Source organism: Coleofasciculus sp. H7-2 (assembly GCF_042747725.1).
Taxonomy (GTDB): domain Bacteria; phylum Cyanobacteriota; class Cyanobacteriia; order Cyanobacteriales; family FACHB-T130; genus FACHB-T130.
In genome coordinates this window covers 14,921-32,301 of sequence record NZ_JBHZGO010000028.1, presented here as the reverse complement: position 1 = coordinate 32,301, position 17,381 = coordinate 14,921, and the positions used below count along the sequence as shown (strand labels likewise).

19 protein-coding genes and 1 pseudogene are annotated in these 17,381 nt (G+C 45.2%); 13 read left to right on the top strand and 7 right to left on the bottom strand.

What is annotated here, in order from left to right; genetic code table 11:
* Positions 1 to 126: 126 nt before the first annotated feature.
* From ACFW2W_RS06840 to ACFW2W_RS06820, 5 genes and pseudogenes are all read left to right on the top strand, one after another.
* A pseudogene (locus tag ACFW2W_RS06840) lies at positions 127 to 765 on the top strand (hypothetical protein); the annotation flags it as partial.
* An 8-nt stretch (positions 766 to 773) separates the two neighbouring features.
* A complete protein-coding gene (glcD, locus tag ACFW2W_RS06835; protein ID WP_378175095.1) occupies positions 774 to 2,246 on the top strand; it encodes a glycolate oxidase subunit GlcD in 1,473 nt (490 codons plus the stop codon).
* Between the two features lie 45 nt (positions 2,247 to 2,291).
* Positions 2,292 to 2,945: a hypothetical protein gene (locus ACFW2W_RS06830; protein ID WP_378175092.1), complete on the top strand. Its 654-nt coding sequence runs from the start codon at positions 2,292 to 2,294 to the stop codon at positions 2,943 to 2,945.
* A gap of 51 nt (positions 2,946 to 2,996) precedes the next feature.
* Complete coding sequence (locus tag ACFW2W_RS06825) at positions 2,997 to 3,182, top strand: hypothetical protein (protein WP_378175089.1); 186 nt, start codon at positions 2,997 to 2,999, stop codon at positions 3,180 to 3,182.
* A 19-nt stretch (positions 3,183 to 3,201) separates the two neighbouring features.
* Positions 3,202 to 3,789, top strand: a complete 588-nt coding sequence (locus ACFW2W_RS06820; RefSeq protein ID WP_378175087.1) for a GDSL-type esterase/lipase family protein — start codon at positions 3,202 to 3,204, stop codon at positions 3,787 to 3,789.
* A gap of 193 nt (positions 3,790 to 3,982) precedes the next feature.
* On the opposite strand, the gene glsA is transcribed toward ACFW2W_RS06820, so the two are convergent.
* From glsA to ACFW2W_RS06800, 4 genes are all read right to left on the bottom strand, one after another.
* Positions 3,983 to 4,963 (bottom strand): glutaminase A, encoded by a 981-nt coding sequence (glsA, locus tag ACFW2W_RS06815; protein ID WP_378175084.1) that lies wholly within the window; start codon positions 4,961 to 4,963, stop codon positions 3,983 to 3,985.
* A gap of 63 nt (positions 4,964 to 5,026) precedes the next feature.
* Positions 5,027 to 5,854, bottom strand: a complete 828-nt coding sequence (locus tag ACFW2W_RS06810; protein WP_378175081.1) for a PHP domain-containing protein — start codon at positions 5,852 to 5,854, stop codon at positions 5,027 to 5,029.
* A gap of 3 nt (positions 5,855 to 5,857) precedes the next feature.
* Positions 5,858 to 6,694: a cobalt-precorrin-6A reductase gene (locus ACFW2W_RS06805; RefSeq protein ID WP_378175078.1), complete on the bottom strand. Its 837-nt coding sequence runs from the start codon at positions 6,692 to 6,694 to the stop codon at positions 5,858 to 5,860.
* A gap of 35 nt (positions 6,695 to 6,729) precedes the next feature.
* Positions 6,730 to 6,912 (bottom strand): hypothetical protein, encoded by a 183-nt coding sequence (locus tag ACFW2W_RS06800; RefSeq protein WP_378175075.1) that lies wholly within the window; start codon positions 6,910 to 6,912, stop codon positions 6,730 to 6,732.
* 482 nt (positions 6,913 to 7,394) lie between these two features.
* Between ACFW2W_RS06800 and ACFW2W_RS06795 the strand changes: the two genes are divergently transcribed.
* Together ACFW2W_RS06795 and ACFW2W_RS06790 are read left to right on the top strand one after the other, a co-directional pair.
* Positions 7,395 to 9,932, top strand: a complete 2,538-nt coding sequence (locus tag ACFW2W_RS06795; protein ID WP_378175072.1) for a sugar phosphate nucleotidyltransferase — start codon at positions 7,395 to 7,397, stop codon at positions 9,930 to 9,932.
* A gap of 356 nt (positions 9,933 to 10,288) precedes the next feature.
* Positions 10,289 to 10,810, top strand: a complete 522-nt coding sequence (locus tag ACFW2W_RS06790; protein WP_378175069.1) for a single-stranded DNA-binding protein — start codon at positions 10,289 to 10,291, stop codon at positions 10,808 to 10,810.
* A 77-nt stretch (positions 10,811 to 10,887) separates the two neighbouring features.
* Here ACFW2W_RS06790 and ACFW2W_RS06785 read toward each other — a convergent pair whose 3' ends face one another.
* Together ACFW2W_RS06785 and ACFW2W_RS06780 are read right to left on the bottom strand one after the other, a co-directional pair.
* Complete coding sequence (locus tag ACFW2W_RS06785) at positions 10,888 to 11,292, bottom strand: hypothetical protein (RefSeq protein ID WP_378175066.1); 405 nt, start codon at positions 11,290 to 11,292, stop codon at positions 10,888 to 10,890.
* Positions 11,268 to 11,438, bottom strand: a complete 171-nt coding sequence (locus ACFW2W_RS06780) for a hypothetical protein (RefSeq protein ID WP_378175063.1) — start codon at positions 11,436 to 11,438, stop codon at positions 11,268 to 11,270. Before ACFW2W_RS06780 ends, ACFW2W_RS06785 begins: the two co-directional genes overlap by 25 nt.
* 245 nt (positions 11,439 to 11,683) lie before the next feature.
* Between ACFW2W_RS06780 and ACFW2W_RS06775 the strand changes: the two genes are divergently transcribed.
* The 3 genes from ACFW2W_RS06775 to ACFW2W_RS06765 all read left to right on the top strand — a co-directional run bounded on the left by ACFW2W_RS06775 (position 11,684) and on the right by ACFW2W_RS06765 (position 13,009).
* The gene (locus tag ACFW2W_RS06775; RefSeq protein ID WP_378175060.1) at positions 11,684 to 11,983 is read left to right on the top strand and encodes a hypothetical protein; all 300 of its coding nucleotides are present in this window, start codon (positions 11,684 to 11,686) and stop codon (positions 11,981 to 11,983) included.
* 37 nt (positions 11,984 to 12,020) lie between these two features.
* Positions 12,021 to 12,386 (top strand): cupin domain-containing protein, encoded by a 366-nt coding sequence (locus ACFW2W_RS06770; protein WP_378175057.1) that lies wholly within the window; start codon positions 12,021 to 12,023, stop codon positions 12,384 to 12,386.
* Between the two features lie 476 nt (positions 12,387 to 12,862).
* The gene (locus tag ACFW2W_RS06765) at positions 12,863 to 13,009 is read left to right on the top strand and encodes a hypothetical protein (RefSeq protein ID WP_378175054.1); all 147 of its coding nucleotides are present in this window, start codon (positions 12,863 to 12,865) and stop codon (positions 13,007 to 13,009) included.
* Between the two features lie 189 nt (positions 13,010 to 13,198).
* Here the strand turns inward: ACFW2W_RS06765 and ACFW2W_RS06760 are convergent, their stop codons facing one another.
* On the bottom strand, positions 13,199 to 14,140 hold the full coding sequence (locus ACFW2W_RS06760; protein WP_378175051.1) for a ParA family protein: 942 nt from the start codon (positions 14,138 to 14,140) through the stop codon (positions 13,199 to 13,201).
* 334 nt (positions 14,141 to 14,474) lie between these two features.
* On the opposite strand from ACFW2W_RS06760, the gene ACFW2W_RS06755 reads away from it, so the two are divergent.
* The 3 genes from ACFW2W_RS06755 to ACFW2W_RS06745 all read left to right on the top strand — a co-directional run bounded on the left by ACFW2W_RS06755 (position 14,475) and on the right by ACFW2W_RS06745 (position 17,347).
* Complete coding sequence (locus ACFW2W_RS06755) at positions 14,475 to 14,909, top strand: HHL1-like protein (protein ID WP_378175048.1); 435 nt, start codon at positions 14,475 to 14,477, stop codon at positions 14,907 to 14,909.
* Positions 14,910 to 15,194: 285 nt separating this feature from the next.
* A complete protein-coding gene (locus tag ACFW2W_RS06750) occupies positions 15,195 to 16,667 on the top strand; it encodes an AAA family ATPase (RefSeq protein WP_378175045.1) in 1,473 nt (490 codons plus the stop codon).
* Complete coding sequence (locus ACFW2W_RS06745) at positions 16,664 to 17,347, top strand: Rho termination factor N-terminal domain-containing protein (protein ID WP_378175041.1); 684 nt, start codon at positions 16,664 to 16,666, stop codon at positions 17,345 to 17,347. The genes ACFW2W_RS06750 and ACFW2W_RS06745 overlap by 4 nt, the downstream gene beginning before the upstream one ends.
* The last annotated feature ends 34 nt before the right edge of the window (positions 17,348 to 17,381 follow it).

The window sequence follows — 17,381 nt, the reverse complement described above, 5'->3', positions numbered from 1 at the left end:
GTCGCCCGCAATCTAGCTCTCAACCTGTATCGTGATTTAGGCTTTGACAACATGGCTCAAGCTCAGCGTCGTTGTGGGTTCAGCTTGAACCACTTGAAGTCAATCTTTAGAATGAAATAGCCCTGGGCTTATCCCAAACCACAAGATATTCCTGTCTTGGCAAAAAATCGCTCAGATTTTCAGTTACGAGATGATTCAGTTATTTATTTGTGTTGCCAAGCACCTTTCAAATATTTGCCGCAATATGATTTTATTTTTGCAGAAATAGCACAGCGTGTTCCTAAAGCTCAATTTGTATTTCTTCGAGGTGATTTACTGCGGAAACGTCTCTCGCGTGCTTTTGAAGTAGTTGGTCTGCATAGCGAAGACTATTGCGTATTCCTTAAGGTTCCTACTCGCCCAGATTATCTAACGCTCAATTTACTTTCAGATATTTTTCTTGATACGATAAGCTGGTCTGGTGGTAATACAGCGCTAGAAGCGATCGCTTGCAATTTACCTATCGTTACCTATCCTGGCGAATTTATGCGAGGTCTTCACTCTTATAGCTTCCTCAGAATGCTAGGAGTGACAGACACAATTGCTCAAACTGAAGCAGAATATATCGAGATTGGTGTAAAGTTGGGTTTAGACCCAGTTTGGCGGCGCGACGTTGCAGAAAGAATCAAGGCTCACCATGACTATCTTTATGATGACAAAAGTTGTGTAGCAGCTCTTGAAGATTTTTACAAACAGATTGTTCAAAAAGGACTTACGCAGACATAGAGTTACCGATGATTACCCAAGACAAACAACAACGCAACTGGCAACCCATCATCAAACAATTTGAGGCAGTTATCGGGAAAAACGGCGTCGTGCAGCGTCGTGAGGAGTTAATAACCTATGAGTGCGATGGTTTAACTAGTTACCGACAAAAACCTGCCCTCGTCGTGCTGCCGCGCACCACAGAAGAAGTAGCAGCGGCAGTGAAGATATGCGACCAAAATCAAATTCCTTGGGTTGCACGCGGCGCTGGCACTGGACTTTCTGGTGGAGCCTTGCCTGTAGAAGATTGCGTGCTAATTGTTACCGCATTGATGCGAAAAATCCTAAGCATCGACTTAGAAAATCAGCGGGTTGTCGTGCAGCCTGGAGTGATTAACAACTGGGTGACACAAGCCGTTAGCGGTGCCGGATTTTACTACGCACCTGACCCTTCCAGTCAGATTGTCTGCTCGATTGGCGGTAATGTTGCAGAAAACTCTGGAGGCGTCCATTGTCTCAAATATGGCGTCACCACCAACCACGTTTTAGGTTTAAAACTGGTTCTGCCCGATGGCTCTATTGTAGACGTGGGAGGACAAATTCCCGAAATGCCTGGTTATGACCTAACGGGTTTATTTGTTGGTTCCGAAGGCACGTTAGGTATCGCTACAGAAATTACTTTGAGAATTCTTAAAACCCCAGAATCAATTTGCGTTCTTTTAGCAGATTTTACCAGTATCGAAGATGCTGGAGCCGCTGTATCTGATATTATCAGCGCTGGGATAATTCCGGGTGGTATGGAAATTATGGATAATATCAGCATCAACGCTGTCGAAGATGTTGTAGCAACAGGTTGTTATCCCAGAGATGCTGCTGCTATCTTGTTAGTAGAAATAGACGGATTAGAAGTAGAAGTGGCAGCAAATAAACACCGTATTGCCAAAATTTGCACCACAAATGGAGCGCGCAGCATCACCACAGCAAACGAGCCAGAAAAGCGTCTAAAACTGTGGAAAGGACGTAAAGCAGCCTTCGCAGCAGCAGGCAAACTCAGCCCCGATTATTATGTGCAAGATGGGGTAATTCCCCGTACTAAAATGCGATTTGTACTGCAAGAAATTGAAGCTTTGAGTCAAAAGTACGGCTATCGCATTGCTAACGTCTTCCATGCTGGAGACGGCAATCTTCACCCACTTATTCTTTATGATAATTCGATTCCTGGGGCGTTGGAACAGGTGGAAGAATTAGGCGGAGAAATTCTCAAAATTTGCGTAGAAGTAGGCGGAAGCCTTTCTGGGGAACACGGGATTGGTGCGGATAAAAAATGCTATATGCCGCAAATGTTTACCGAAACCGATTTAGAAACAATGCAATGGGTGCGCCAAGTATTTAATCCCAAAGGTTTAGCTAATCCAGGCAAAATATTTCCCACTCCCCGCACCTGTGGCGAAGCAGCACACGCTCAATCTCAAAAGCAGTTTGAGTCAGTTGATGTATTTTAATTCATTGACAAAGAGCAAATGATGCGCTGATAAATTTGGGAAAATATGCGATCGCGCTACAATCTAGAGCCAGAAAGATGCTTTACTTTGCAATCTAGATGGGAGTCTTTACTACAACCGTTTCAGGTTGAGCAAGAGATTGGACAGAAAGTGTTGCTTGACTTATTCAAGGCTTACTCCAGTGCTGGTAGATTTTATCATACCCTGGAGCATATAGAACAAGTTTTAGCAACAATTAACAATCTGCGATCGCTATCCCAAAACTATGCAGCGATTGAATTCGCGGTTTGGTTTCACGATGCAATTTATAACCCTAAAGCTAACGATAATGAGGAAAAAAGTGCAGAATATGCAGTAAACATCTTGGAAGCACTACACATTCCCTCATCAACCATAGAGGCTGTATATTCCTTAATCATAAAAACAAAATATCACCAAAATATAGATAGTATTGACAGCAAAGTTTTTCTAGATGCAGACCTTTCTATATTAGGAGCATCGGCTTCTAAATACAGAGTATATGCTCAATTAATTAGAAAAGAATATTTATGGCTCTCAGATGAAAAATATCGAACAGGTAGGAAACAAGTATTGCAGAGCTTTTTAGAGCGAGAAACAATATATTTTACTGAAAAAATGTTTTTTGCTTTAGAACAACAAGCTAGACAAAATATTAAAGAAGAAATAGGATTGTTATGAAAAAATGTAAGAGCGATCGCTCAATCCGGTGAAGTTATCCTAGAGGCAAAGATGCTTCGGCTGTCTGAAAATAGGAGTTGTGATTTGCTAAATAATCAAAGACAATTACAATTCTGCATGGCTGATGTTGGTGTAGGGGCAAAAAGAGAAAGCGATCGCGCTTTTTGGATCTGCGCGGGTTTCCCAACCGAAAATTTTCTTGATAGCAATTCACGCGATCGCCAGAGCATCCTGTAAAAAATAGATTTCATGCAAAATGCGAATTTGCTTTATTGGTGACTCCTTCGTAAACGGAACTGGCGATCCAGAGTGCCTCGGTTGGACAGGAAGAATTTGTGCAACGGCGAGAAAGCAAGGTTATGACATTACTTATTACAATCTTGGAGTACGGCGGGAAACCAGCGCGGATATTAGATCCCGTTGGCTGGGTGAGGTTGCTTGTCGCTTGCCCGAAGAATATGATGGCAGAATTGTCTTTTCGTTTGGTGCGAATGACACCACCCTGGAAAACGGGAAGACTCGTGTGGAGTTGTCGGATTCCCTAGAAAATTGTCGGGCAATTCTCGAAGCTGCGAGACAGAGGTTTCCAGTCTTGATGGTGGCATCACCACCCGTTGCAGATATTGAGCAAAATTTTAGGATAGCTTGTTTGTCTGAGCAGTTAGCTGGTTTGTGCCGCGATCGCAATGTGCCCTACTTAGATGTTTTTACTCCTTTGCAGGCGTCATCTGTCTGGATAAGTGAGGCAGCAGCGAATGACGGCGCTCACCCCGGTGCCGCTGGTTATGCCGAATTCGCTCTCCTTGTGCAAAGTTGGTCTGCGTGGTTATCGTGGTTAAAGTAGCTCAACCTATAGCAGTTCTCATTTGAATCAATCTCCCCTACCAGGCTACCGTGTACACACAAGTCAGAAGGAGGTTGGGGGTTAGGTCTGTATTGGACTGCGAACCGCTATAGCTCACCCAGTCAGCTTTAGCTTGACATAGCTTCTCGCTGTGAAATTTATTTTCAGGCTTCTAGCGTCAGTGCCATTCAGATTAAGTTGCTAGCTTGTTGCACAAAGTATCCAGCAAACGGGATCTATCTGTCTGCAAATCGAATAAATGTAACCCAAACTGCTCTGACAGTTCCTCAGACACCTTAATTCCCCTAACGCTGCTGCCGTGAGAGTCTAGCGGGGGTGAAAAAATCGCAATGCCCATTTGCTGTGGCACAACCACAATCAGTCCGCCCGATACGCCACTTTTAGCGGGAAGACCCACTTTATACGCCCACTCTCCCGCAAAGTCATACATCCCGCAAGTGTACATGACAGTCAAGATATCTCTGATATAACGGGAATCAACCGCACGCTCTTGAGTAATGGGGTTCATGCCGTTGTTCGCGAGAGTCGCTGCCATTACTGCCAAATCACGGCAATTCACCATCAAAGAACACTGCTGGAAATACAAATCCAGTGCCTCGTCAATTTTCGCGTCGATCATGCCAAAATTGAGCATCAGATGCGCCATTGCTCGGTTGCGATGTCCGGTAGTTCGCTCTGACATGAACACGGACATATCAATAAAGAGGTTGTGTCCAACGTAGCGCCCAAACATATCCAGCATCCGGTTTAAGCGCTCGGTTGGTCCCACTCCTTTAATTAAACTGGTGGTAGCGATCGCTCCCGCATTTACCATTGGGTTATACGGTCGCTTTGAGTATTCATCCAGCTTAATAATTGAGTTAAAAGCATCGCCGGTGGGTTCCACTCCCACCCTCTTTAAGACATAATCGCGCCCATGATCTTCCAGCGCCATTCCGTATATAAATGCCTTGGAAATCGACTGAAGGGTGAACAACTGTTCGCAATCGCCGATTTCATAAACTTGACCATCCACAGTGACAATGCATATCCCGAACCAATCCGGGTTTGCCTTGGCAAGTTCCGGAATATAGTTTGCCAATACACCTTCATGCATTGACTTGTACTTGAGATGCAAATCATTGAGAAAGTTTTGCAGGATGGCACTTGCCATTGGTAATTGGTAATAGGTAATGGGTAATCGCTAATTGTTTAGTGTGACATTAGCGATTAGAAATTAACGTAAACTTGCAGCTGCCTGTTTGATGGGTTCAAGCAAATCTAAAGGTACGTGAAGCATATTCAGCGTGCTGCGATCTGGAGTTTTCGGATCGGGACTGGGGCCATGATAATCGCTGCCGCCTGTCATCAGCAAGCCATATTCAGCGCACAACTTTTTGAGATTTTCGATTTCTTTGGCGCTGTGGTTGGGATGATAAACCTCAACGCCCATTAACCCAGCGGCAACCAATTCCTTCAGCACTTCCTTAACATCACCGCCTCGGAACAGGTAGGGATGCGCCCACACTGGCACGGCACCGCAAGAACGTAACATGGCAATCCCTTCCACAATCGAGAATTTCTCGTAATGCACATAAGCTGGTTTATCATCACCCAGCAGGCGATCGAAAGCTTCCCGCGACGACTGAAAATAACCGGCTTTCACAAGGGCAGTAGCAATATGAGGACGCCCTGGTGCCATGCCTTCACCTAATTCAGGTAACTTTATTGGGTAGCCTAATTCTGCCAGTTTAGCAACCATTTGTTGCGATCGCCGTTTCCGTCCTTCTAGGCGATCGCTTAAAGGTTCCCGCAGCTTTTGTGCATCTGGGTAAAAGCCCAAAATATGTAAGGAACAGTTGTTGTGAACGGTACTGAGTTCCAGTCCGGGGACAATTTCCAGGTTATGCAGTTTGGCAGCAACAAAAGCCTCATCCCAGCCATTCATCGTATCGTGATCGGTGATGGCGAGGGCGCGGACTCCGGCACTCATCGCCGCGTTAACGAGTTCGCTTGGTGTGAGGGTGCCGTCTGAGTATGTAGTGTGACAGTGGAGTTCTAGCATTCTTTAATTGTCGCTTGATTCACGCTCGGTAGGATTGTGCTGGACTAAACTCGACGAAAGATGACCCCGGCAAAACGCCAGCGCTGTTTTCAAGTCGCTGGTTTGCTGTGGATACGCAACTTCTGGACGAGTAATCACAACTAAAGGAATGCCTAACTCTGCGGCAACTCTGCGCTTGATATCTTCTCCCCCAGCAGTTCCCGATGCTTTCGTAACCACAAGGGAAATGTCCCACTGACGCCACAGCGCCGTTTCCAATTCAGTCGAGATGGGAGGACGAATCGCCATCAATCGATCGGGTGTAAACCCTGCTTGTAAAGCTGCTTCTAGCGCCGTCAGCGAGGGAAGAATTCGGGCAAATAAAGTAGACTTTTCTTGCCAAGGACGGAACAGGGACAAGCTTCGATAACCGATTGTCAGTAGTACCCGTTGCTCTTGCAGGTAGTCTCCGGCTAAAAGTGCATCAAAGCTATCTAGCTCAATTACCGACTGCTGATTCAGTTTCGCATCAATAACGGGACGCTCGTAACGGAGATAGGGAATTTGTTGCTTTTGTGCAGTTGCGATCGCTATCTTGGAAATCTCCGCCGCATAGGGATGAGACGCATCCAAAATCGCCACAATTCCTTGCTCTTTTAAAAACCGATCCAGCTGCGCTGCATCCAGATAGCCCACCCAAACTTGCAAGGATAGTATCGATGGATACAGCGTTCTAGCGGCTTCTGTCGTGACAGTAACAATGCAGGGTAGATGGAAGTGAGCGATCGCTTTTGCTAACTCGGCACTCTCCTGAGTGCCCCCAATCAGCCACAGGCATTGCTCAAAGGATGAAGGATTCATTGTTTCTGATTCATCCCTCATCCTTGAGCCTTCCCCTACCCCTTGAGTGCTTTTCTAAAGTTCTGACGATAGGATTTATTGCCAATTGCCAAAGCAGGCCATAAGAGAGCCAGAACCAGCCGACCTTGGCTGAAATTCGTCCGGCGAAACCCCTTCCAGAACCTCCAGCCGCCGTAGCCATAAGCCCCTAGCAATAATAAGCCTAATAACGTACCCATTCAAAAAACCCCCATTAAAACTGACTCTATTTTTGTCGCCACCCGCAACTGTGAATCTTGCCAACACTGTTTGAGACATCCGCTCTCTCGGATTCCCAGAAGATTAGAACATCCTGCCTCATCTCTCAAGTGTAAGCTAGACTACGCAATTGATTCCGGCTACACGGCAAAGTAGCATTGATTCAGTTCTAACCTATCCGAGGTTGAGTTGTAGCTGCACCCTCAAGATGTAACAAAAGCGATTTTCTAGACCGAGGAGCCAGCAGATACCAGCAATCAACGAGATAATTCGGAAGTCGCCGCTAAATTTAGGATTCGCTTTAGAATGAAAGCCTCAAAGGATTTGCCCAGAGTGAAGGCTGCACTCTAATCTTATGAGGGATACCTTAAATTTCAAGGTTATAGGAGACTAAAAGACAAGACTTGGGTCACTCAAATCATCAAGGCAACGCCCGTACCATGACAAAAAATCAGGAGGACTTATGCGAGCAGTGCTGATGGCTGGCGGTTCGGGAACGCGGCTGAGACCGCTGACCTGCGATCTTCCCAAACCGATGGTTCCCATCCTGAACCGGCCCATTGCGGAACACATTATCAACCTGCTCAAGCGGCATCAGATTACCGAGATTATTGCCACTCTGCACTATCTCCCTGATGTCATGCGAGACTACTTCCAAGACGGCAGCGACTTTGGAGTGCAGATAACCTATGCGATTGAAGAAGACCAGCCTTTGGGTACGGCTGGTTGCGTCAAAAACATTGCTGAGTTACTAGATGAAACCTTTTTAGTCATTAGCGGCGACAGCGTTACTGATTTTGATTTAACACAGGCAATTGAATTTCACAAAAAACAGAAGTCAAAAGCAACCATAATTTTAACCCAGGTTCCCAATCCGATTGAATTTGGCGTAGTAATTACAGATGAAAAACACAGAATTCGTCGGTTTTTAGAAAAGCCTTCTTCTAGCGAAATTTTCTCGGATACTGTCAACACTGGCACCTACATTCTGGAACCAGAAGTCCTGCAATACCTCCCCAGCAATCAAGAATCTGACTTCTCGAAAGACTTATTCCCATTGCTACTGGAAAAAGATGAACCGATGTACGGCTACATTGCCCAAGGGTATTGGTGTGATGTAGGTCATTTAGATGCTTACCGAGAGGCTCAATATGATGGTTTACATCAAAAAGTTAAATTAGACTTTGCTTACGAGCAAGTGTCACCCGGACTGTGGATAGGTCAGAACACTCATATCGACCCATCAGCGATAATTGAAGCGCCAGCGCTGATCGGTAATAACTGCCGGATTGGGGCACGAGTGCATATCGAGCCAGGAACCTCAATTGGCGACAATGTGACGATTGGAGCTGACGCAAACTTGAAGCGTCCGATTGTTTGGAATGGAGCGATTATTGGCGAGGAAGCGCATCTGCGGGCTTGCGTGATTGGTCGAGGCACCAGAGTCGATAGGCGATCGCACGTTTTGGAAGGAGCCGTCGTGGGTTCGCTCTCTACCGTCGGGGAAGAAGCGCAAGTCTCGCCCCAAGTGCGTGTTTGGCCTAGCAAACAAATTGAATCGGGCGCGATATTAAACATTAACTTGATTTGGGGTCAAACGGCTCATCGCAATTTGTTTGGGCAACGCGGTGTAAGTGGATTAGCGAATATCGACATCACTCCAGAATTTGCCGTCAAACTGGGTGCAGCTTACGGTTCCACATTAAAGCCCGGTTCCCAGATCACCATCTCCCGCGACCAGCGGAATATTTCCCGCATGGTCAGCCGCGCTTTGATTGCTGGTTTGATGTCGGTGGGCATCCACGTCCAAAACCTGGAGGCAACTGCAATCCCAATTTCCCGCACCGTCATTCCTACTTTCTCAGTGGCGGGGGGTATCCACGTGCGGGTGCATCCAGATCGACCCGACCACATTTTGATCGAATTTTTCGATCGCAAGGGCATCAATATCTCGAAATCCCAAGAGAAAAAAATTGAGGGGGCTTATTTTAAGGAAGACTTGCGGCGAGTCCAGATTCAAGAAACTGGAAATGTTGCCTACCCCAGCCAGGTGCTAGATGTTTACAGCACGGCGTTTGAGAAGCATCTAAATACAGAGGCAATTCGCAACTCAGGCTCGAAGGTAGTCATTGACTACGTTTATGCAGTTTCTGGAGCCATCCTGCCGCAACTGTTGGCAAAATTTGGCTGCGATGCTGTGGTACTGAATGCCAGCTTGAATCAAACGGGACTGGCTGCGGCAGAACGAGAAGCGTTGCTCAATCAGCTGGGTCATGTGGTAGAAGCGCTAAAAGCTAATTTTGGCGTCCAGGTATCAGCGAACGGAGAACAGTTAATTTTGGTGGATGAATCGGGTACGCCGATTCGCGGTGAAATGTTGACGGCGCTGATGGTTAACATGATTCTGACTGCTCATCCCAGAGGAACGGTGGTGGTGCCGGTGCATAGCAGCAGTGCTGTAGAACAGATTGCCCGTCGCCACGATGCCAAGGTGATTCGCACTAAGGCAAATCCCACAGCGTTGATGGAGGCGTCTCAGACAAATCCGAATGTGGTGTTGGGTGGCAGTGGGGAAATGGGCTTTATTTTCCCACAGCTGCATCCGGGGTTTGATGCCATGTTCTGCATTGCCAAGATGATGGAGATGCTGACGATGCAAGAGCGAAATCTGGCGGCAATTCGCGCCGATCTTCCCCGCGTTTACCACAAGAGTTACACGGTGCGCTGTCCCTGGACGGCAAAAGGAGCCTTGATGCGCCATTTAGTAGAAACCCATCCAGCCGAACATCTGGAATTAGTGGATGGAGTGAAGATTTGCAACTACCAGGATGACAGCTGGGTGCTAGTGTTGCCCGATGCTGGTGAGCCGCTGGTGCATATCTTTGCTAATAGTAATGACCGGGATTGGGTTGATGAAACCTTACGGGAGTATCGCGGTCGCGTTCAAGCGTTTGTTGACCAAGAGGAAGGTGTGGAAGAAGTTAAATTGCAATTGGTGTAGGGTGTTAGGTAATCGGTAATGGGAGCATCCCGTGAAATTGCAAATACACGCCCGCACTTTCTTGAAACGTGGGACTACATAAACTGCAAAGGCTGCCGGGAGCAGGCTAAAATTCTTCGCAGCCTCCCAGCAGCCTTTGCACGCGATCGCCCTATCATTCAGGATGTGGGCGCATGCATTGGGATGCTCCCATCGGTAATGAGTGATTAGTGATTCGTCCTTGGTTATTCACTGATGACGAATCACTAATCACAAATAACCGATTACCTGTTACCATACCCACTTTTGGGCCTTCTCTGGTACATTTGTTCTATTATGAATGAGGCCGCTCGGTTCAGCGCGAGGATCTTGGAGTTATGAACAGCTGCATTTTAATGGCGGAGATTATTAGGGAACCGCAACTTCGTTACACGCCGGATACCCAAACGGCGGTTACGGAGATGATGGTACAGTTTCCTGGACTGCGGGCGGAAGACCCCCCGGCAACGTTGAAGGTAGTCGGCTGGGGCAATTTAGCGCAAGAAATTCAGGGGAGTTTCAAGAAGGGCGATCGCGTTGTCCTTGAAGGTCGCCTGACGATGAACACCATTGACCGGCAAGAAGGTTTTAAAGAAAAACGCGCCGAGTTGACGGCTTCTCGGATTCACAAAGTGGCAATTGATACAGATTTTGACACTCCGGCAGCCGAATTGACTCCTCCTAGCAATGTCGTTCCAATGGGGTCGCGTCGCCCGTCAGCCGCACCCGCTGATGACAGCGATGGGGGAATGTCTGGAGGCTTGCCAACAGAGGAAACACCGCCCAATCGCGTCGCCACCCGAACGGGCAGCCGTTCCACCCCACCGGCTCAAGGAGATATCGACGACATCCCCTTTTAGCAGTCAGTCATTTGTCATGAGTCATTAGTCCTTGGCAACGTATTCATGACTAAGGGCTAATGACTCACAATTAACGGCTATTTGTGAAGATAATCGCGCAAAAAATCAAAGGGGTCTTCGTCATCCCAGCAAGGTTCAGGCCACAGCCAAATGAGAGTGTGGTTAATATCTGCTTCAATTTCCTCGCTGTCATCCCGTTCAAATAGCAAGGAGAGTGCTGTCACGTCTCGCTCTCGCAAAGGCATGAGCGATGCGCCTTGAGAGCCTAAGTCATAGCTTTTGCTCTTGGTGGAAACGCCATAGGAAATGAGGGCGTGTTTCCCAGCCACATATCGCGCCGCCTGGTCGCTCGTCTCCAGCTTTGACCTACAGAGGGCGAGTTCTAATGGGAAGGTGGTGCTGTCGTTCCTAGATGAAGGGATAAGCATGGGTGCGTACTGTAACAGCGTGGCAGCAGCTATATTGGCGAAGCGATCGCGCATAAAACCTGGAGCGATCTCTCGATTCTACGTATAAATGCTTCACCTTTCCCGGCTACAGAACGTTTTGCTTTCCAGCGTTTCGCTTGCCGTTCCGGTTGCCAGCGATCTTTCTTGTCCGTCGGCTCAGTAGATTCACAACCCCTCACACCACAAAAGGGTGTAAGACCCCTCAATCAAGATAATTATTTTCTTGGTATGATGTTGTATTTTAACTTTCTGCTCTACTGCTGTCTATCTATCAATTTATGTAGGGACAAAGTAATGCCACTTTTACAAAGCAAACTAGCTTTACAGAAAGTTACAACTAAGCCTTAAGTTTGATGGCGAATTCTGAGGAAGTGAAATAATTTTGTTTAAATAGCTTTGTTCACTCCTCCTCAAAAAATAGCCTGTGTTTCAATTTCTATACGTTCTGGTTCATGCAATCCAGCCAGTTTTAGTGCCTCTATGCTTTTTGTGTGCCTGGATGTCGTTCCTTTTGATTGGCTGGAGTCTGTTTAGTGCTATCTCAGAGAGTTTTACCAAAGCCAAGCAAATGCACAGCATACCTTGTGCTGATTGTCGATATTTTACGGGCGATTACCGGCTCAAGTGTACCGTACAACCCAGCATTGCCCAGACTGAAGAAGCAATTAACTGCTCTGACTATCGTCCAATTCCCGGTTTTTCGCTCAATCAAGACACAATCTAAAATTGCACCGGGTGTTTTTTTACTCTCTGAATCGAGAATGCTAATTCAAAAGCTCAATGACTGCGAGGAATTTATTGCCGGTGATGCCACTCAGTTGAGAGAGTTATTGCATCCGGATAAACAGCCGGTAGAATTGCGTTACAGCTTGGCTCACGCGATTCTGCCGGTGGGACAAACTTCGACACCGCACGCGCTAACAACTTCCGAGGTTTACTACATCCTTAGCGGTGCTGGTGAGATGCACATTGATGATGAAACCCAGTTGGTAGAACCTGGAGATACGGTGTATATTCCGCCGAATGCCAAGCAATTTATTCATAGTTGCGGAACTGAACCGTTGGTGTTTATCTGCATTGTCGATCCGGCGTGGCGCAAGGAAGACGAGACGGTTTATGACGCCTGAGTTTATAAATGCTGGCAAAATTTATAAATTGCCGCTACAGCCATTTCGTTGCCAGCGATCGCATTATTTTTTAATTGCTTACTCACTCGGAAATGCCTGATTCATTAAATTTAAATCTTTAAAACAACAACAGCACTCCAACCAGACTTGCTTAGTGATTTCCTCTTATGGGCAATTCGACGCGGAGTTGCACTAACTTACAAAGTTTAGTTGCATAGCTCCCTAGTCACTAGCTTAGGAAATATCAGCCTTCTGGGTGAGTGCTGCTGTTGTTGGATGAGACAGATGTTAAATGAAACAGCGTTTTTACCTCTCAAGTCGTATGTGAACCGCGCTGTAGAATCTGTCAGGGAAGCTTTTTAGCTTCATATTTTTACTTTAGCAGGCATCTCCGGAAGCACCAGTAAATGAAACCAAAGTTCACATTTTTAGACAGAACTACTATTAAGATTACGAAACAAAATTAAGCGGTAATTGTGGGTGTTATTGTGGGTGTTAACGAATCGAGCGATCGCATCCACGAAACCCATACAAATGCCCCTAATCCCCAGTGGGAACTTCGTCCCCGCTCTTGGGGTGGGGTTCCGGGTTTCAGAAGATTAGGGGTAATCAACCAGACTTGATATCAGCCGCGATAGGGGCACCCACAAGAGACGGGTGCCCGCCAACGTCGGAACTGGTGCAGTAGCCCTCTACTAGCCGCACTCACCCAAAGGGCTAAGAAACTCAACAACACTAGAAAAGTCCGCTGCCGAAACGTCTAGTGGCAGCCTGGGAGGCATTGGCACTCGTTAACAACTCATGGCGAATCTTCAATCGAGGTTGGCTAAGTTCACCTTGGCTTCTGGAGCCTGATAGATACCACCAGAAACCTGTAACTTCTGTAAAAATTCTTGAGTTAACTTAAGGAATGCCTTGGAGCCAGATGAATTAGGGTTGTTGAGAATCACCGGCATAAAACTATCAACTGCCTTAGAGACATTCACATCCATTGGAATGCGGGTTTTGAAAATTTGGGCTGGGGTAAAATCTTCAGTGACTCGCTGCATCACTTGCTGGTAATATCTTCCGCTGAGTATATTCCCTGACATAATAAAGACAATTCCCATCAGGCGGAGATTGAGTGGCCCATCCAAATTATGACTTTCTTTGAGCTTATTAATCCGTCTTTCTAGCAGTTGAATTCCTACAACGGATAAAGGTTCTGGTCTAGCTGGTAGCAAGTAGAAATTACTGGCGACAATCCCGCTACGAGTTAAAAGATTGTAGCCAGGAGCGCAGTCCAGAATAATGAAGTCGTAATCTTTAATTATCGGCTGTAAAATGCCTCTGACTAATTGCTTTTCAAAGTTATTCCAAACTTGAATAAAATTACTATCGCCGTCTCTTAGCGCTCTTTCATGGAGCATCTCAGACACTAAAAATTCATCGTAGAGATCGATATCCCCTGGCAATAAATCCAGCCCTTTAATCGTGCAAATGTAAGGCTGAATAATATCTTGAATTGAAAGATTGGTTGGACTATCGGGTTTAACTGCTTTATAAACCAGCTGTCTCAACGTGCGTTTTTCTTTCCGGCTCTTGCCAAAGTCCTGTGGAGACATCAGGCTGAGCGTAGCACTGATTTGCGTGTCTAAATCGACGACTAAAACCCGCTTCCCATGATGTTTGGCTAAACAAGTCGCCAAGTTGACGCTGAGAGTCGTCTTACCGACGCCGCCTTTCATGTTTACCGTTGCAATGACATATCCCATTTGTTAGCTCCTCTCAAGCCTACTGCCCGCTAGATACAAAGCGAATCGCAGTCACTCAATCCCTGGTCAACTGTTACAGCCTTAATAATAATCTTGGATTCGTCGTCGTAAGGCAATAGTGCGATATGAGAGTTGCGACGATTTGGGATCGCGGTGTTCCGTTCGTCAGGTACATCGCCTATCAAAGCGGAATCTCTCCAGAATAGCGATGGCAAGCGTGATCGCTTCTCTTACCCTACAGCGTTTGCCCAGCACTTGCGCTTAAATCAACTCTCCCAGATTTCTGAAAATTATGTAAACTTTTATAAATAAAGCAAAAAAGCAATCAATATCTATGACAAGTAATAGTGGATTTGGCAAAGTTCAAAAAACAAAAAAAGCACGCCATAGCTCCGCCAAACGCACCGAAGCTTCCAAGCAGTACGACAAGATGAAGGGGGAAGGAGTACCAGAATTCAATATCTACATTCGCATCCAAGGTAAAAAAAACTGGTTTCCCGTCGGTTCCCTGGCGGTGAATCGCACCAGTAAGATTAATCAAGCTATCTTCGACACCCAGGAAGATTTACGCCAAGGAGCTTTTCGTCTATTTCCTGTCCTCCGCAAGAACCAGAATAATTTGGAATACGGCTATCGCCTCAAGGGTTCTGAATATGCAGATGAGCCAATCCAAGTTGCCGTTCCTCCTCAGCCATCTATACCGAACGCTATTCAAGCAACGATCGATAAGCTGAAGAATAGCTTCTCTGCTCTCTTGAAGCGCGGTTAATTTGTTGTTTAGTTCAAGGATGCGATCGCTCCAGGTTTTATGCGCGTAAGTAAGCCCTACTCACATAAAATATGCCGTTCTTAGCGGCTGTTTGCGTAGTAGGGAAGAAAACGCGATCGCATCCAGCTCACTCTTGCCAGTGCCAGCCCAGCAGAAGCTGAAGTTTAAAAGGAACTCAACGCACGTCCTTAAGAAGCGGTCAATACCCTGACGCGAAAACCTCACTCTGAGGACAATCGGATAGGTTTAAGGTTACAATCAGTGCCGTGGAGAGGAAGAACACAATTGAATTTTAATCCTGAGCTTTGCCGCAACGAGAGTGAAGTTGAAAGCAAACTCATCGTTCAATATTTACTGCCACAGCTAGGATACACTCCCGATACCTGGCATCAAGAGATTGCCGTTGGCAGCATTCGATTAGACTTCTTGGCATTTGCAGCGCAAGTCATTCCATTTGTATTAGATGACAATTCGCCATTAAGCGTTGTCATGGAAGCAAAGCATCCCAATCAAAACTTAAATGGACATACTGGCAGACTCAAGCGCTACTTAACGAGTTTAAATGTAGAATATGGATTGCTAACTAATGGCAAAGAAATCCGAATTTACAAGAAAGTTCAAGATGACATTCAGCTAGTATTTCACTGTTACGGTAGAGAACTTAACTCAAAAATAGACGATGTTAAAACTCTTATTGGTAGAGACAGCTTAAAGGGAACACCTCCTGAATATCCAACTGAAGTCAAAAAAATCCAGACCGATCCAATTAATATCCAAATCACTTCCTCTCAAAACTTAGCAGAGAAACCTTCGATTGAAATAACAAACTTACAAGCTGATTCAATTAATTTTCAACCCCTATCCACTGCAATTTTAGAAGAAGAAAGGCAACATACTGTGAAAATAATTGCAATTTACCACAACAAAGGCGGCGTAGGGAAAACAACAACCGTAGTCAACCTAGCCGCCGCTATTAGGAAGAAAGGAAAAAAAGTCCTTATTGTTGACTTAGATAGTCAAGCTAACACTACCTTTGCCGCAGGCTTAGCAAAATTTGATGATGAAGAACTAGACGATCTAAAAGATTGCAATGTTCGTCATTTATTGCAGTCAGAAGACTTTTATCCCATCAAGGAAGTTTCTAAAAAATCTCAATATACTAACCCTGAAATTGATGTATTGCCTTCCCACATCAGTTTAATGCAATACGAAACCGATCTAAATCAACAAGATTCTAGTAAACTAATGCTCCTGCAAAAACTAAAAGCAGTAGAAGCTCAATACGATGTTGTAATTATTGATACACCACCATCTTTAAACCTTTATGCAAGAATTGCCCTAATTACAGCCGACTATCTAATTATTCCTTCCGATCTAAAACCGTTTGCTAATCAAGGGTTATTAAATGTCAAAGAATTTGTTAAAAAAAATAATGAGTTCCGAAAATTCCTTAATAAGCCACCCATTGAAATCTTAGGGGTTCTTCCTTGTAAAATATCTACAAATTCAAAATTTGTGCAATATACCTTACCAGGGCGCTTAGAAGTGATTCCCAAACGCTACGGGTTAAAAGTAATGGAAAGCGTTATTTATGAAAGAGAGGATCTGGCAAAGTGTACCGAAAAAGTTCAGATTGTAGGTAATATGGAAATACCAGATCCAATATCAGTTCTTGATTTCAAGCCAGATTCCCTCTCAGCCAAGGAATTTGAGTTACTAGCAAAAGAAGTTTTGCGCGAAATAGGAATAACTCCATGAAATTATCCACTTCACTTGTAGCCGTAAAAAAAATAAATTCTAATGTTCCCCGCTCAATTTTTTTAGAAGATGATTTAAATCGGGCTGCTGAGTTAATTTTACAAGCTGAAGGTATTATTAATCCCCCAGTTATTCGCCGAACCAGTCTGGAATCCTATGAGGTAGTTGATGGAGACTTTGAATACTACGCCGCTGTTAGGGCAAGGGAGATAGATCCTCGTAAAGGCGAAATGATCGGAGCTTTCATTATTGAATCTGAAAATGAAAAAGTGCTGATAGAGCAGGTTAAACTCCTGAGAAATAAAGGTTTTTTTAATAATCAGGAAGAAGTTGCTGACACACAGCCTTTAAATACGGTTAAACCATCAAATAAGGCAATACAACTTGAAATATTGCCTGAAATTGAGAGTTTGATAGATAGAAAATTTCAACTGATTAGCAACAGACTCAGTGAACATATTGATGAATTTTTTCAAAAAATTGAACCTATCCTGAATCAGCTAGAAAAAGTTGTAAAGACGGAAGAAGATAAGACTGCGCCTAAAAAATATGACTACACTAAAATGAAACTTCCGGAGTTAAAAGCGATCGCGAAAGAACGGAATATAGAAGGACGTACAAAGATGAAAAAAGAGCAACTCATTGCAGCTATTAAAAAAGCCGATGCAAGTCCACATTAACTAATAACCTTATAATTTGACTGGTTACAACGCA